The 15,465-nt window shown below is 62.3% G+C and carries 14 protein-coding genes; 11 read left to right on the forward strand and 3 right to left on the reverse strand.

What is annotated here, in order from left to right; translation table 11 throughout:
* Window positions 1-115: 115 nt before the first annotated feature.
* The 8 genes from H7U37_RS07555 to H7U37_RS07590 all read left to right on the forward strand — a co-directional run bounded on the left by H7U37_RS07555 (window position 116) and on the right by H7U37_RS07590 (window position 8,991).
* On the forward strand, window positions 116-568 hold the full coding sequence (locus H7U37_RS07555) for a MarR family winged helix-turn-helix transcriptional regulator (RefSeq protein ID WP_204874852.1): 453 nt from the start codon (window positions 116-118) through the stop codon (window positions 566-568).
* Window positions 553-1,932 carry an MATE family efflux transporter gene (locus H7U37_RS07560; protein WP_204874853.1) on the forward strand — a complete coding sequence of 460 codons (1,380 nt, stop codon included), beginning with the start codon at window positions 553-555 and terminating at the stop codon, window positions 1,930-1,932. The genes H7U37_RS07555 and H7U37_RS07560 overlap by 16 nt, the downstream gene beginning before the upstream one ends.
* 87 nt (window positions 1,933-2,019) lie before the next feature.
* Window positions 2,020-3,258 (forward strand): hypothetical protein, encoded by a 1,239-nt coding sequence (locus H7U37_RS07565; protein ID WP_204874854.1) that lies wholly within the window; start codon window positions 2,020-2,022, stop codon window positions 3,256-3,258.
* 16 nt (window positions 3,259-3,274) lie between these two features.
* Complete coding sequence (locus H7U37_RS07570; RefSeq protein ID WP_204874855.1) at window positions 3,275-4,432, forward strand: aminotransferase class V-fold PLP-dependent enzyme; 1,158 nt, start codon at window positions 3,275-3,277, stop codon at window positions 4,430-4,432.
* Between the two features lie 3 nt (window positions 4,433-4,435).
* The gene (locus H7U37_RS07575) at window positions 4,436-5,110 is read left to right on the forward strand and encodes a response regulator transcription factor (RefSeq protein ID WP_204874856.1); all 675 of its coding nucleotides are present in this window, start codon (window positions 4,436-4,438) and stop codon (window positions 5,108-5,110) included.
* Between the two features lie 10 nt (window positions 5,111-5,120).
* Complete coding sequence (locus H7U37_RS07580) at window positions 5,121-6,149, forward strand: sensor histidine kinase (RefSeq protein WP_204874857.1); 1,029 nt, start codon at window positions 5,121-5,123, stop codon at window positions 6,147-6,149.
* An 84-nt stretch (window positions 6,150-6,233) separates the two neighbouring features.
* On the forward strand, window positions 6,234-7,001 hold the full coding sequence (locus H7U37_RS07585) for an ATP-binding cassette domain-containing protein (RefSeq protein WP_204874859.1): 768 nt from the start codon (window positions 6,234-6,236) through the stop codon (window positions 6,999-7,001).
* The gene (locus tag H7U37_RS07590) at window positions 6,991-8,991 is read left to right on the forward strand and encodes an FtsX-like permease family protein (RefSeq protein ID WP_204874860.1); all 2,001 of its coding nucleotides are present in this window, start codon (window positions 6,991-6,993) and stop codon (window positions 8,989-8,991) included. The genes H7U37_RS07585 and H7U37_RS07590 overlap by 11 nt, the downstream gene beginning before the upstream one ends.
* A gap of 51 nt (window positions 8,992-9,042) precedes the next feature.
* On the opposite strand, the gene H7U37_RS07595 is transcribed toward H7U37_RS07590, so the two are convergent.
* Genes H7U37_RS07595 through H7U37_RS07605 form a run of 3 tightly spaced genes read right to left on the reverse strand, consistent with a single transcriptional unit; the run spans window position 9,043 to window position 12,635 of the window.
* Window positions 9,043-9,984, reverse strand: a complete 942-nt coding sequence (locus H7U37_RS07595) for an ABC transporter permease (RefSeq protein WP_204874861.1) — start codon at window positions 9,982-9,984, stop codon at window positions 9,043-9,045.
* Window positions 9,984-11,123: an ABC transporter permease gene (locus tag H7U37_RS07600; protein ID WP_204874862.1), complete on the reverse strand. Its 1,140-nt coding sequence runs from the start codon at window positions 11,121-11,123 to the stop codon at window positions 9,984-9,986. The genes H7U37_RS07595 and H7U37_RS07600 overlap by 1 nt, the downstream gene beginning before the upstream one ends.
* A gap of 3 nt (window positions 11,124-11,126) precedes the next feature.
* Window positions 11,127-12,635: an ABC transporter ATP-binding protein gene (locus H7U37_RS07605; protein ID WP_204874866.1), complete on the reverse strand. Its 1,509-nt coding sequence runs from the start codon at window positions 12,633-12,635 to the stop codon at window positions 11,127-11,129.
* A 293-nt stretch (window positions 12,636-12,928) separates the two neighbouring features.
* Here H7U37_RS07605 and H7U37_RS07610 point away from each other — a divergent pair, with 293 nt between their 5' ends.
* From H7U37_RS07610 to H7U37_RS07620, 3 genes are all read left to right on the forward strand, one after another.
* Window positions 12,929-13,654: a sigma factor gene (locus tag H7U37_RS07610; protein ID WP_204874863.1), complete on the forward strand. Its 726-nt coding sequence runs from the start codon at window positions 12,929-12,931 to the stop codon at window positions 13,652-13,654.
* Window positions 13,655-13,659: 5 nt separating this feature from the next.
* A complete protein-coding gene (locus H7U37_RS07615; protein ID WP_204874864.1) occupies window positions 13,660-14,556 on the forward strand; it encodes an anti-sigma-I factor RsgI family protein in 897 nt (298 codons plus the stop codon).
* A gap of 121 nt (window positions 14,557-14,677) precedes the next feature.
* Window positions 14,678-15,465, forward strand: a 788-nt coding sequence (locus H7U37_RS07620) for a PepSY domain-containing protein (protein ID WP_204874865.1), incomplete at its 3' end; no start/stop codon positions are given.

The raw sequence follows: 15,465 nt of genomic DNA on the forward strand, positions 1-15,465 counted from the left end.
TCCCATTGTATCGAAGGGAAGGAAGAAAGTCCAGAGGAAGCCCTTGACAAGCGGCAAGGGGGTGGTACAATAGACTTTGTGATTGTTCTAAAAAGAACTATTGAGGAGGGGAACCATGTCAGTCCACACCGAGATTCTTTTGTCGGTCCGCCGGGTGCTGAAGTTCTACGACAGCCTGAAGAAAGAGGTCTGCCAGAGCCACGGCCTGACCCCTGTGGAGGTGGACATTCTGGCCTTTTTGCACAACAATCCCCAGCGGGATACCGCCAGCGACATTGTGGAGCTGCGTCTGCTGCCCAAGGGCAACGTATCCCAGGGGGTGGAGACCCTGATTCAAAAGGGACTGCTCACCCGCCGGCAGGACCGGCAGGACCGGCGGCGCATCCATCTCACCCTCACCGACAAGGCCCGGGCGATCACGCCCGCCCTGGAGGAGATGCGCCGGCGGTTTTACAGCCGTCTGCTGGCCGGGCTGGATGAGCCGTCCCGCCGGGCTTACTGGGAGATGAGCCAAAAAATCGCCCAAAACGCGTTGGAAGGACTGAATGAGTCATGGAACAGCAATTAGAGAAAAACGCATTTTTGGGCCGGGAGCCGGTGGGACGGCTGCTGGCCCGGCTGGCGGTGCCCACGGTGACGGCCCAGATCATCAATATGCTCTACAACATCGTGGACCGCATCTATATCGGGCACATCCCGGAGGAGGGGGCGCTGGCCCTCACCGGCGTGGGGGTGTGTATGCCCCTCATTATGATCGTCTCTGCCTTTGCCGCCCTGGTGAGCAACGGCGGCGCGCCGCGGGCCTCCATCGCCATGGGACGCAAGGACAACCAGTCCGCCGAGGAGATTCTGGGCAGCTGCTTTTTGCTCCAGATTCTGGTGTCGCTGGCCCTCACGGCGGCGCTGCTGCTGGGGGGACGGCCCTTCCTGCTGGCCTTCGGCGCGACCCCTGAGACCATCGGCTATGCCGTCGACTATATGAATCTGTACGCCATGGGCACCCTCTTTGTCCAGCTGACCCTGGGCATGAACGCCTTTATCACCGCCCAGGGCTTTGCCAAGACCGGGATGCTCTCCGTTCTCATCGGGGCGGTGTGCAACATCGTGCTGGACCCCATTTTCATCTTTGGCTTTGGGATGGGAGTGGAGGGCGCCGCCCTGGCCACCGTCCTCTCTCAGGCGGTGTCCTGTGTGTGGGTGGTGACCTTCCTGATGGGGCGGCGCACCATTCTGCGCCTAAAGCCCCAAAACCTCCGCCTCCGCTGGCGGCATCTGGGGCCCAGCCTGGCCCTGGGACTGGCCACCTTCATCATGCAGGCCAGTGAGAGCGTCATCTCGGTGTGCTTCAACTCCTCTCTTCGGACCTATGGCGGCAACACGGCGGTGGGGGCCATGACCATCCTCACCAGCGTCATGCAGTTTGCCATGCTGCCGCTCCAGGGACTGGGGCAGGGGGCGCAGCCCATCATCAGCTATAACTACGGCGCCCGCAGCGCCAAGCGGGTGAAGGACACCTATTTCCTGCTTTTAAGGGTCAGCATGTTTTATTCCACCCTCCTTTGGGCGCTGGTCATGCTCTTCCCCCGGGCCTTTGCCTCGATTTTTACCCCGAATGCGGAGCTGGTGGCCTTTACCGGACAGGCCCTCCGGATCTATATGGCGGTAATGTGCCTCTTCGGCATCCAGATGGCCTGTCAGATGACCTTTACCGCTCTGGGCAACGCCAAATCCTCCATCACCGTGGCGGTGATGCGCAAGTTTATCCTCCTCATTCCGCTGATTTACCTGCTGCCCAATCTGCTGCCCGGTCTCATCGGCATCGACCAGACCACCGCCGTCTACCTGGCCGAGCCGGTGGCCGACGCCATCGCCGTTACCTTTACCGCCATTTTGTTCTATTTCCAGTTCCGCCGTGCGCTGCGCAACATATAATTGCATTCTCCCAAACCAGCGGACGCCCCCGGTCCTTGCCGGCGGTGGTCCGCTGTGTTACTATAAGGGGAGAAAGGAGGGGGGACGATGAAAAAGATTCTGCTGGCGGTTTTCTGCCTGGCGCTGCTGCTCACCATGGCCCCCGGCGCCAGCGCGGTGGAGCTCAAGGTCTATCAGCTGGCCCTGAACGACCGCTTTATGGACAATGAGCTGACTGTGACCAATATGCCGGTCAACGTCAACGGCAGTATCTATATTCCCTATACCGCCTTTGACCGCAACGTGACGGGGGTGGATCTGGGGGTTTTTTACGGACAGGAAAAATCGGATACGGCCTACCGTCTGACCCTGTACAGCCGCAGCGGGACCTACCTCACCTTTGATCTGCTGGAGCAGACCTGCTTTCTCACCCAGGACGGGCAGCGGGAGGCTCAGAGCATCCGGGCGGTCATTCGCTATGACAAGGTCTATGTGCCGGCCAGCGCGGTGTGCCGTATTTTCGATTTGCAGTATGTCTATACCCCCACCCGCACCGCCGGCGATCTCATCCGCATCAAAAGCGACAGCGCGGTCCTCTCGGACGCGGCCTTTCTGGACGCGGCGGCCAGCGCGCTCCAAAGCCGGTATGATAACTATATTCAAAGCCTGACGCCAACGCCCACCACGGCGCCCGTCCCCACCGCCAAGCCCACCCCCACCGGCGGCAGCAGCGGCGGAGACAACGTAATCGTCACCACGCCGCCGGTCATCGACGAGGGAGGAAGCGAGACCGAGACGCCCAGCGAGGTGCGGGAGGTGCTGCTGACCTTCCGGTGTGAGGGCAGCGGCGCTCTGGACGGGATTCTCCAAACCTTGGCGGCCCGCAATTTGACGGCTCTCTTTCTCTTTCCGGCGGAGGACCTGGAGGCCAACAGCGAACGGATCCGGGCGGTGCTGGGCCAGGGCCACAGCGTGGGACTGATGACCGGCGCCGACGGCGCGGCGGAGGCCCTGGCGGAGGGAAACGCCGTATTGGAGCGGATCGCCTGGTATCGTACCCACATCGCGCTGGTGGAGGGGGCGGACCAGGAGGAGCGCGGCGCCCTCTATGAGGACGGCTGGAGCCTGTGGCTGGAGACGGTCAACGGTGTGCCCGCCGGGAGTTCTCTGGGGGTCAGCACCATTTTGAACCGGATCGACCGGTCCTCCGGTGTGGTCCGCCTGACCCTGGACGACAGCGCCGCCACCGCCGACGGCCTGTCCAATCTGCTCCAGCGGCTGGCGGGGGAGTCGTGTACCTTCCCGCCGGTGCTGGAGACCCGCCTGGCGGGGCGGATCTATGGCTGACAAAGGAGGAGCTGAAATGCGAAGGGTCTATCTGGACAACGGGGCCACCTCCTATCCCAAAGCGCCTGGGGTAGGGGAGGCCATGTGCCATTTTATCACCGACGTGGGGTGCAACATCGGCCGGGGGGGCTATCAGGTCGCCTATGACGCCGCCGCGCTGGTGCTGGAAACCAGGGAACAGCTCAATACCCTGCTGCACGGGCCGGGGAGCCGCAATGTGATCTTTACCGCCGGGGCCACCGCCTCCCTGAATCTGCTCCTCAAGGGGCTGCTCCGGCCCGGCGACCGGGTGCTCACCACCACCATGGAGCATAACGCCGTCCTCCGTCCCCTGACCCAGCTCCAGAAAACCGGCGTGGAGGTGGTCTTTTTGCCCTGCGGCGCCGACGGAGCGCTGGATCTGGAGGAATGCCAAGCCCGCCTGTCCCAGGGCGCCGCCGCTCTGGTGATGAGCCACGCCTCCAACGTCTGCGGCACCATCCAGCCCATCGGGGCGGTGGGGACGCTGTGCCGCCGGTACGGCGTGCCCTTCCTGGTGGACGGAGCCCAGACGGTGGGCATGGTGCCGGTGGATATGGCGGACATGCACATCGACGCTCTGGCCTTTCCGGGTCACAAGGGGCTGCTGGGGCCCCAGGGGATCGGGGGACTGATCCTCACCGGCGCGCTGGCCCGGCGGATCGAGCCGCTGTTGGCCGGCGGTACCGGCAGCGTGTCCCAGTCCCTGGAAATGCCGGACTTTCTGCCCGACAAGCTGGAGGCGGGCACCCTGAATCTGCCCGGCATTTACGGGCTCCACGCCGCCCTCTCCTACCTGGAGCGGGAGGGGGCGACCCTCCGCGTCCACGCCCGCAAGGTGGGGCTTCACCTGTGGGCGCGGCTCAAGGAGCTGGAATACGACGGCTTCCGGGTCACCGGTACCGACGACCTGAGCCGCCGCACCGGGGTGGTGTCGGTGGACTTTCTGAAAGGGGACAACGGGGAGATGGCCTTTCGCCTGGAGCAGGAATACGGCATCGCCACCCGCTGCGGCCTCCACTGCGCTCCCACCGCTCACCAGACCATCGGCACCTATCCCCAGGGAACGGTGCGCTTTTCCACCGGGCCGTTCACCACCTTTGAGGACATGGACTATGTTCAGGACGCGGTGTGGCGGCTGCTGACCGAGAGGTGAGCCATGGCGTACCGTATTTTTCTGGTGGAGGATGACCCGGGCATCCGGGACGAGCTGACCGCCCTGCTGGAGCGGTACGGCTATTGCTGCGCCTCCCCGGCGGACTTTGACGATGTGGCCGGACAGGCGCTGGACTGGGGGGCGCAGCTGGTGCTGCTGGATCTGAACCTGCCCCGGTACGACGGATACCACGTGTGCCGCGCCCTGCGCCAACGGTCCGACCTGCCCATTATGGTGGTCACCAGCCGGGACACCGAGATGGACGAGCTGATGAGCATGAATCTGGGGGCGGATGATTTCCTCACCAAGCCCTACAACACCCAGATCCTTCTGGCCCGGATGGCCCGGCTCTTGCAGCGGGCCTATCCGTCGGGGGAGCGCCCGGCCATGACCTGCGGACCGCTGGCGCTGGACCTGGGCCGGAGCGTGGCCGCGGCCTGGGGCGCTGAGCAGGAGCTGACCCGCAACGAGCTCCGCCTCCTCCAGACCCTGATGAGCCGTCCGGGGGAGATTGTATCCCGCAATCAGCTGATGATCGCCCTGTGGAACGATCACGCCTTTGTGGACGACAATACCCTCACGGTCAATATGACCCGCCTGCGCAGAAAGCTGGAGGGACTGGGCCTTTCTGAGGCGCTGGTCACCCGGCGGGGGCAGGGCTATCAGCTGTGCTTATAGGAGGATGTCGATGTTTTGGAAGGAATTTTTGGGGGAAAAATGCGCCCATTTTTGTGGGCTGCTGCTGGGCATCCTGTTTTTGTCCACCACGCTGGCGGCGATGGGCCTCTCCTGGAAGCCCATCGCCTTTTTGAGCGCGGTGTGGGCGCTGTGCGTATTGGCACCTTTGGCGTGGGAGTATGCCCACAAGCTGCCCTTCTGCCGCCAGGCGGCGGGACTGGAGGGGCAGGACGTCCCCTGCGCCCGGTATGCCTCCATGCTCCGCCGGCCGGACTTTTGGGAGGGGGCGGTGATATGGGACCTGCTGGACCGGTCCGAGCGGGAGCTGAACGAGAAGCTGGCGGCGGTGAGCCAGGAGAACCGGGAATACCGGGAATATGTGGAGACCTGGGTCCATGAGATCAAGACCCCCATTTCCACCCTGCGTCTGGCCGGGGAGAACCATCCCGGCCCCCTGGCCGACCGGCTGAAGGAGCCGCTCTCGGCCATTGAGCGCCATGTGGAAGAGGCGCTTTTTTATGCCAGGAGCGGTTCGGTGCACCAGGACTATCTCATCCGGCCCATGTCCCTCCAGGACGCCATAAACGAGGTCATGCTCCGCTACGCCGAGCCCATCCTCAATTACGGCTTTGTCCTTACCCGGCCCCAGGAGGACCCCCTGGTTTACAGCGATGAAAAGTGGGTCCATTTCATTTTGGGGCAGATCGTGGCCAATGCCCTTCAGTACCGAAGCCCGTCGCCCAGGCTGGCGTTTTCCATTTTGGAGCAGGAGCAGTCGGTGATCCTGCGGGTGGCGGACAACGGGCCGGGAATTCCGGAAAAGGACCTGCCCCGGGTCTTTGAAAAGGGATTTACCGGGGAAAACGGCAGGAGAAAAAACCGCCGCTCCACCGGTCTGGGGCTGTATCTGGTCCAAAAGCTCTGCGACCGGCTGGGGCTGGGCGTGTCGGTCACAAGCCGGGTGGGGGAGGGCACCGCCGTGGAGCTGGTCTTTCCCCGGTCCAAATTCCACCTGGCCTCCGCCGGGCGGGAAACCTGACAAAACTGTCACCTTGCGGTAAGGAACTTCGATGGCGCTTTGGTTGGGAAGCGGGTAAAATGGGAGACAAAGGAGGAATGTCCCGTGGAACCCATTTTAACGGTATCCCATCTGCAAAAGTACTACGGCAGCCGGGGGAGCGTCACCCGCGCCATTGACGATTTGAGCCTTTCGGTGAGAGCGGGGGAGTTTGTCGGCATTATGGGGGCCTCCGGCTCCGGCAAGACCACCCTGCTCAACTGCGTGGCCACCATTGACCGCCCCACCGCCGGTACCATCACCATCGGCGGCCAGGTGGTCACCGCCCTGCGTCCCGCCGCCCTCTCCCGGTTCCGGCGGGAGAAGCTGGGCTTCATCTTTCAGGACTGCAACCTGCTGGACACCCTGACCGCCTTTGAAAACATCGCCCTGCCCCTCTCCATTCAAAACCGTCCCGCCGGAGAGATCGGGGAGAAGGTGCGCCGCTGCGCCCGGCTCCTGGAGATCGAGGATTGCATGGAAAAATATCCCTATCAGATGTCGGGGGGACAGTGCCAGCGGACGGCGGCGGCCAGAGCCATTGTCACCGACCCGGCGCTGGTGCTGGCCGACGAGCCCACCGGCGCGCTGGACTCCAAGGCGGCCCGCCTGCTGCTGGACCGGTTCGAGGCCCTCAACCGGGACCGGTCGGCCACGATTTTGATGGTGACCCACGACGCCTTTACCGCCAGCTACTGCCACCGCATCCTCTTTATCAAGGACGGCCGGGCCTTTACCGAGCTGGTGCGGGGGGAGGACAGCCGCAAGGCCTTTTTTACCCGGATCATCGAGGTGGTGACCCTGCTGGGAGGTGACTCGGGCGATGTTCTGTAAGCTGGCTGTACGCAATGTGCGCCGCAGTATGCGGGATTACACCCTTTACTTTCTGACGCTGATGTTTGGCGTCTGCGTTTTTTACGTCTTTAACTCCCTGGAAAGCCAGTGGGTCATGGAGGCGCTGGCGGTCAACAACCGGAATGTGAGCTACACCGGGGCGATTTTACGGCTGGTGAATGTGATCTCGGTCTTTGTGGCGGTGGTGCTGGCCTGCCTCATCCTCTACGCCAACCACTTCATGCTCCGGCGGCGCAAAAAGGAGCTGGGCACCTATCTGCTGCTGGGCATGACCCAGGGAAAGGTGTCCCGCATCCTCTTTTTGGAGACCCTGTGCATCGGCCTTCTGGCTCTGGCCGTGGGGCTGGTGATGGGCTTTTTCGCCGCCCAGCTCCTGTCCGCCTTTACCGCCAGCCTCTTTCAGGTGGTGGTGGAGGAATTTACCTTTGTGTTTTCCTGGAAGGGCGTGGGCAAGACGGTGCTCTACTTCGCCGTCATCTTTTTGCTGGTCATGCTTTTCAACGCCGTTACCATTTCGCGCAAAAAGCTGCTGGATCTGCTCCAGGCCCGGCGGCACAACCAGCGCCTGCGGCTGCGGAGCGTCACCGCCTCGGCGGTGATGCTGGCAGTGGGCGTGGCGCTGCTGATCGCGGCCTATACCATGCTGCTCCGCCGGGGACTTTTGCGGGTGGACGAGCTGTTCTGGCTGATGCTGGCCATGGGCGCGGCGGGGACGCTGCTCTTTTTCCGTTCTCTGTCCGGTTTTTTGCTCAAGCTGTGCAAAAGCAATCAAAGTCTTTATTACCGGGGGCTCAACTGCTTCATTTTGCGGCAGTTCAACTCGGCCATCAACACCAACTACCTCTCCATGACGGTGGTCTGCCTGCTCCTCCTCCTGGCCATCGGCGTAACGGCCTGTTCGGTGGGCGTCAACTACACCGTGGAGAACAAGTCTGACCGGCAGACCCCGGTGGATATGACGGTCTTTGTGGAGGCGGACGGATTGACCGCCGGCGACCTGGCGGACCTCCTCCAAGAGGCGGGCTTTGACCCGGAAACCTGCCTGGAGGAATATACCGCCGTCCGGCGTCCCGTCCTCCGGCTGGAGGGGGAGGACCGGGAGGTCTGGGGTACAATGTTTATCCACATCATGTCTCTGTCCGATTTCAATTCCCTCCGCGTTCTCCGGGGAGAGGGGCCTATGACGCTGGCTTCCGACCGCTACGGCCTGGCGGTGGGCACCGAGCCGGAAGAGAATATGGACCCCCAAAAAGATGGCTGGGCAGAAGGCAAACCCCTCCGGATTGGGGATGAGACCTATCAGGCCGACCCGGAATTTTGCTATACCAAAGCCCTGTATACCAGTTCCAGCAGCATCGACACCACCTTTATCCTGCCGGACCAGGTGATGGAAGCCCTCCGGCCGGAGGACGTGGTCATTCTGGACTTCTTTCTGGCGGGCAACTACCCCAAGGGAGCTGAGGAGGAGATGGAGACCCTGCTGTGGGCGTGCTACCCGGACTTCTGCGACGGGCTGGCCCAGCGGGTCGGGGGATTCAGCATGAACTTTTCCACCAAGCAGGTGGAGTATCTGGACACCATGGGCACCAAGCTGCTGGTCCTCTTCATCGGCCTCTATCTGGGCGTCATCTTCATGGTCACCTCGGCGGCGGTGCTGGCCCTCCAGCAGCTCTCCCAGGCGGCGGACAATCTCCCGCGCTACCAGGTTCTCTCCCGGCTGGGCGTGGAGGAGCGGATGCGGGACCGGTCGGTCTATACCCAGATCTTTTTGGCCTTTTTCCTCCCCCTCTCTCTGGCTGTGGTCCACTCGGTGGTGGGCATCACCGCCGCAAACGAGGTCATCGTCCAGCTGGGCAAGCTGGATACGGTGTCCTCCACCGTCACCACGGCGGTAATCATTCTGTTGGTCTACGGGGCCTACTTTGCCGCGACCTGCGCCGGCGCCCGGCGGATGGTACGGGGACAATAAAAAACGGCGGACAGTTCACCGTGTGAGCTGTCCGCCGTTTGGCGTTTTGGATCAACGCATGCCCTTGTCGTAGGGGACGCCTTCGGCCTTGGGGGCGCGGGAGTGCTGGGAGGTAAAGGCCAGGACGATGAGGGAGATGATATAGGGGAGCATGTTGTAGACGTTGCTGGGGAGCTGGAGAGCGGTAAGGAAGTCAAAGCCGGTGTACACGTTGGCCAGGGCCCGGAAGAGGCCGAAGAGGAGGGCCGCCAGGGCGATGCGGGTGGGCTTCCACTGGCCGAAGATCATCACGGCCAGGGCCAAAAAGCCAAAGCCGGCCACGCCGTTTTCAAACTTCCATTCGCTGACGCCGGCGGTGATATACACGATGCCGCCCAGTCCGCCCAGCATACCGGAGATGAGCACACCGGCATAGCGCATTTTGTAGACGTTGATGCCCACGCTGTCGGCGGCCTGGGGATGCTCGCCGCAGGCCATGAGCCGCAGGCCGAAGCGGGTTTTATACAGGGTGATATAGGCCAGCACCAGGGCCACAAAGGCCAGGAGCATGAACCAGTTGAACTCAAAGCTGCCGATGTTGACCAGGAAGGCCTTTTTGGGCTCGATATACTGGATGGTGGAGGAGACGTTGTCCACGCTCTCGGCGGTGTTCATGGCCTTGACGAACACGGTGGCGGCGGCGGTGCCCAGCAGGTTCATGGCCGTGCCCACCAGCGTCTGGTCGGCCTTGAAGTTGATGGCGGCCACCGCCAGCAGAAGGGAGTAAATGACGCCCAGCAGGATGCTGGCCAGCACCACCAGCAGGATGATGACCGGCGCGCTGGTACCGGCGGGGAGGAATTTCATCATCAGCGCGCCGCCCAGCGCGCCCATGACCATGATGCCCTCCAGGCCGATGTTGATGACGCCGGAATGCTCCGAAAAACAGCCGCCCAGGGCCACCAGGATCAGCACGGAGGCAAAAATCAGAGTATATTGGATCAGAAGCAGCATTATGCCTCCCCTCCTTTCTGCGCAGCCTTGGCACGGGCGGCTTCCCGCTCGGCCCGGCGGTCCAGTCTGCGGTCCAATGTGGTCTTAAAGAAGAGCACGAAACCGCACAGGTAGATGATGAGGGAGGAAATCAGGTCGGAAATCTGGGCGGAGTACATGGTCTTGTCCACATAAGCGCCGCCGCTGGTGATGTGCTGGATGAAGTAGGAGGAAAAGACCGCGCCGATGGGGTTCAGACCGCCCAGGAAGGCGGCGGCGATGCCGTTAAAGCCCATGGCGGGGACGGAGGACTGGGTGGTGGACCACTGCTCGAAGCCGGTCAGGTAGTAAAGGCCCGCGCCCATGCCCGCCAGCGCGCCGGCGATGACCATGGTGAGGATCAGGTTGCGCTTTTCCTTCATACCGCAGTACTTGGCGGCAAATTTATTGTAGCCGGTGGCCTTGAGCTCATAGCCGAACTTGGTCTTTTCCAGCAGCACCCAGATGACCACGGCCACGATCACCGAGAGGGGAATGGCAATGGTGACATAGCGGTTGCCGTTGAACAGCTCATTGAGACCCAGAGAGGGCAGCACCGCGCCGGGGTTGCCGGTGGAGAGCTGAATGGTGTAGGGGCTGGCGCCCTCCTTCACGTTGGACAGAAGGGTATTGATGGCATAGAGGCTGATCCAGTTGAGCATGATGCAGGAGATGACCTCGTTGACGTTGCGGTAGGCTTTCAAAACGCCGGAGATGGCGCCCAGCAGCGCGCCGGCGGCGATGGCGGCGATGAGGCACACATACCAGGGCAGTCCCAGACCCAAAGCGCAGTAGAGGCTGGCACCGGCGCCCACCACATACTGGCCGGCCGCGCCGATGTTGAAGAGGCCGACCTTATAGGCGAAGAGGACCGACAAAGAGCAGAGGAGGAGGGGCGCGGTCTTGACCAGGGTGTTGCCCAGGTAGCGCAGCTGAGCGCTGGGGGAGGGATAGTAGAGGAAGTTTTCCACAATGGTCTTGATGGCCTCGCCGGCGCCGGCGGGGTTGATGATGAGGAGGATCACATAGCCGATGAGCAGGCCGATGAGGATGCACAGCAGGGCGGCCAGCAGGGACTGGACCCCCTTGTTGCGCAGCAGGGAGCGTTTTTCTTTTTTCATCCCTTATGCCCCCTTCCGTTTGGCGCCGGCCATGTAAAGGCCCATTTCTTCCACTGTCGTGGTCTTGGGGTCCAGCTCGCCCACGATCTCACCCTCGTACATGACCAGAATACGGTCGGAGAGGGCCATGACCTCGTCCAGCTCCAGGGAGACCAGCAGCACGCCCTTGCCGGCGTCCCGCTGGGCGACGATTTGCCTGTGGATATACTCGATGGCGCCCACGTCCAGACCGCGGGTGGGCTGGACGGCGATGAGCAGCTCCGGGTCCTTGTCGATCTCCCGGGCCACGATGGCCTTTTGCTGGTTGCCGCCCGACATGGCCCGGGCCACGGTGATGGGACCCTGACCGGAGCGGACGTCGTATTGCTCAATGAGGCGGTTGGCGTATTTGCGGATCTCGCCCCGCTTGAGGAAGCCGGCGGAATTGACAAACTGGGGTTCAAAATAGCGTTGAAGGACCATGTTGTCCTCCAGGGTGTAGTCCAGCACCAGGCCGTGCTTGTGCCGGTCCTCGGGGATGTGGCTCACACCCATGGTGGAGCGTTTGCGAATGGAGGCGTTTGAGATGTCCTTCCCTTCCAGGAAGATGGAGCCGCCCTTGATGGGCTCCAGGCCGGTGAGTCCGTAGACCAGCTCGGTCTGACCGTTGCCGTCGATGCCGGCCACACAGACGATTTCGCCTGCCCGCACCTGGAAGGAGACGCCCTTGACGGCGTCGTTGTTGTGGGACTTGGAGGCCACCCGCAGGTCCTTGACCTCCAGGATCACGTCCTTGGGCTGGGCGGGCTCTTTATGGACCTGGAATTCCACGTCACGGCCCACCATCATGCGGGAGAGCTCCTCTTTGGAGGTGTCGGCGATGTTGACGGTGCCGATATATTTGCCCTTGCGCAGCACCGAGCAGCGGTCGGCCACCTCCATGATCTCGTTGAGCTTGTGGGAGATGAAGAGGATGCTCTTGCCCTCGGCGGCCAGATTGCGCATGATCTGCATGAGTTCTTCAATCTCCTGGGGGGTGAGCACGGCGGTGGGTTCGTCGAAGATGAGGATCTCATTGTCCCGATAGAGCATCTTGAGGATCTCGGTGCGCTGCTGCATACCGACGGTGACGTCCTCCACCAGGGCGTCCGGCTCCACCTTCAGACCGTATTTTTCCGACAGCTCCAGCACCTTTTTCCGGGCCTCGGCTTTTTGGAGAAAGCCATGCTTGCAGGGTTCCACACCCAGGATAATGTTGTCCAGAATGGTGAAGCATTCCACCAGCTTGAAGTGCTGATGGACCATACCGATGCCCAGGTCGTTGGCGTCGTTGGGGTCTTTGATGCGGACCACCTGGCCGTCCTTTTTAATGGTGCCTTCCTCCGGTTGGTAGAGTCCAAACAGCACGCTCATTAACGTGGATTTACCGGCGCCGTTTTCCCCCAGCAGAGCGTGAATCTCGCCCTTTTTCAGCTGTAAGGTGATGTTGTCATTGGCGATGATGCCGGGAAACCGCTTCGTAATGTTCAGCATCTCAATGGCATATGGCTGTTCCAAGCTTACCGACCTCCTTTGTCGCAGGATAGTTACGTTCTTATTGTACTATATAATATGTCATAATTCAAACAAATTTGTCCGTTCTTTTTGGCGGAAAAGAAGGGGTCTGACAAAAGAGGGCTATCTTGCGGGGAAAAAGAATGGTATCATGGGGACGAGAACAGGAGAAGGGCTTTGCGGAGCGGACGGGCGGTGAAAAAAACGGGGCGCATACCCCTTTTTTTTCCATGGGCTTCCGTATTCTATCAAGTGGGAGGGGGATCTGTTGTATGAATGAGGGACATGACATCATCCAACAGGTCTGCGCGGCAAAGAAGGACATGCGGGCGGCGGATGATTTTATCAGCGCCTACATGCCTTTTATTAAAGCGGAGACGGCAAAATTTCTCAAACGGCCGCCGATAGAGGGACGGGATGACGAGCTGAGCATCGCCATGCTGTCCTTCTATGAAGCCATCCGCGGCTACGCCAGGGAGCGGGGCGGATTTCTGCGCTATGCGTCCATTCTGATCCGCAGCCGGCTCATCGACTACCACCGACAGGAGCGGCGGCACAGCGATGTGCTCTCCATCCACGCGCCGGCGGGGGAGGAGGCGCTGCCGCTGGAGGACACCCTGGCCGACCGGCGGGACCACAGCGGCGAGCTGGTGGAGCGGGAGGCCACCCGGGAGGAGATCCGGGCGCTGACCCGGCAGATGGCGGAGTTTGGGGTCAGTCTGGGCGACGTGGCGGACAACTGCCCCCGGCAGCAGCGGACGCTGGAGGCCTGCCGGCGGGCCCTGCAATACGCCAGAGTGCATCCGGAGCTGCTGGAGGAGCTGCTGCGGACCAAACGCCTGCCCATGGCCCGGCTGGCCGGCGGGAGCGGCGTGGAGCGCAAGACCCTGGAGCGCCACCGGAGCTATATGATCGCCCTTTTGCTGATCTATACCAACGGCTATGACATCATCCGGGGGCATTTGAAACAGGTATTGAAAGGAACGGTGGTACGATGAGGTATATGGTAATGGAGTGCCACCCCGGCTATGCCATCCTTCTGGACGAGGAAGGGCGCTTCCTCAAAGCGGCGAACCTGCGCTATGAGGTGGGACAGACGGTGTGTGACCCGGTGCTGATGCGGGACGGCGGGACCCGGCCCCGGAAAAGCCCCGTCCGGTGGGTGTGGCGGGCGGTCGCTGCTGTTGCGGCCTGCTGCCTGCTCTTCTTTGGGGTGAGCAGCTATCTGGCCTATCGGACCCCCTATACCGCCATCTATCTCACCATCAACCCCCAGGTCCGGATGGACTTAAACCGGGAGGGACTGGTGGTGGAGCTGGAGGGACTCAATGCCGACGGGACGCGCTTGCTGGAGGGGTACGACTGCGGCGGCAAGGACAGCGTGACGGTGACCGGCGAGCTGGTGGAACGGGCCATTGCGCTGGGCTTTTTGTCGGAGGGCGGGTTCATCTCCTGCGCCATCGACGCGCCGGAGGAGGCGCTCTTCCGCCAGTACGGCATGGCGCTGCGGGACGCTCTGACCGACCGGCTGGACGGCCGGATGACGGTACAGGTGGAGATCGTGGCCGGACGGGACGCCGTACAGGAAGGACCGGACGAAACGCCCCAGGTCTCTCCGACGGCGGCATCTCCCACGCCCACCGCCGCACCCACCGCCGCACCCACGGCCGCGCCAACGCCCAGCCCCACGCCTACGGCAATTCCCTCTGCCGCCGGCGGGGGACAAACCCCCGGATATGAAGCCGGCGATTACGGCGCTACCATAGACCCGCCGGCAGCTTCCCCTACCGTAGCGGGCAGCGATTACGGCAGCGCCTACGGCTCGGGCTATTCCGCCTACGGTTCCGATTACTCCAGCTATGGCGACGGCTCCACCGATTACGATCCGGACCACCGGTGAGCGGACGTTTGACGATTTTGGAAAAAATGTTTCCCCTGCCCCGGTTTTTCTCCAGCGCGTCCGTATTCTATGGGTGTAAGGCAAACAAGGAACCATACAAAACCGGAGAGGAGCATGAGATATGAAACGGAACGGAACCTGGAAGAGCATCCTTTGCATCCTGCTTTTGTTATGCGCGCTGCTCAGCGGCTGCGCCGGACAGGGAACGGCCGCCCCGCCCGCGGAGGAGACCGGCTATTTCACCCTGAGCGTCAACCCTGAGATCCGCGTGGAGTACGACAGGGAGGGCAAGGTGGTGTCTCTCACCGGTCAGAACGACGACGGCAAGGAAATTGTGGACGGCTATCGGGACTACATCGGCAAGGACTGCCGCACGGTGGTGGAGGAGCTGGTGACGGCCATCTACCAGGCGGGCTACTTTGTGGCTGACGTGGACGGCAGAGAGAACAGCGTCCTCATTCAGGTGGCGTCCGGCGCCATGGTGCCCAACGACGGCTTTGCGGCCGATTTGGGGGACGGCGCCAGAGAGACGGTGGAGGCCCTTCAGCTGACCGCCGGCGTGGTGACCATCGGCGGCAGCGACTATGACCCCGCTTATGCCGCCAACGGCGGCGCGTCCCCCTATATCACCCTGGAAAAGGCCCAGGAGATCGCCCTGACCCAGGCCAATGTGGCCGCGGCGGACGCCGTGTTTGAGGACCGGGACTTTGACTTTGAGCGGGGCACGCCCGTCTTTGAGCTGGAATTTACCGCCAACGGGGTGGCATATGAGTACGACATCCACGCTGGGACCGGCCAGGTGCTCAAGGCCGAAGCGCAGGTCATACCCACGCCGAACGCCGCCCAGCCCACCCCCAGCGGCGTTTATGACGCCAGCGACTACGGCCTCACCCAGCCCACCGCCACCCC

The organism is Pseudoflavonifractor phocaeensis, assembly GCF_016901735.1.
Taxonomy (GTDB): Bacteria; Bacillota; Clostridia; order Oscillospirales; family Oscillospiraceae; genus Pseudoflavonifractor_A.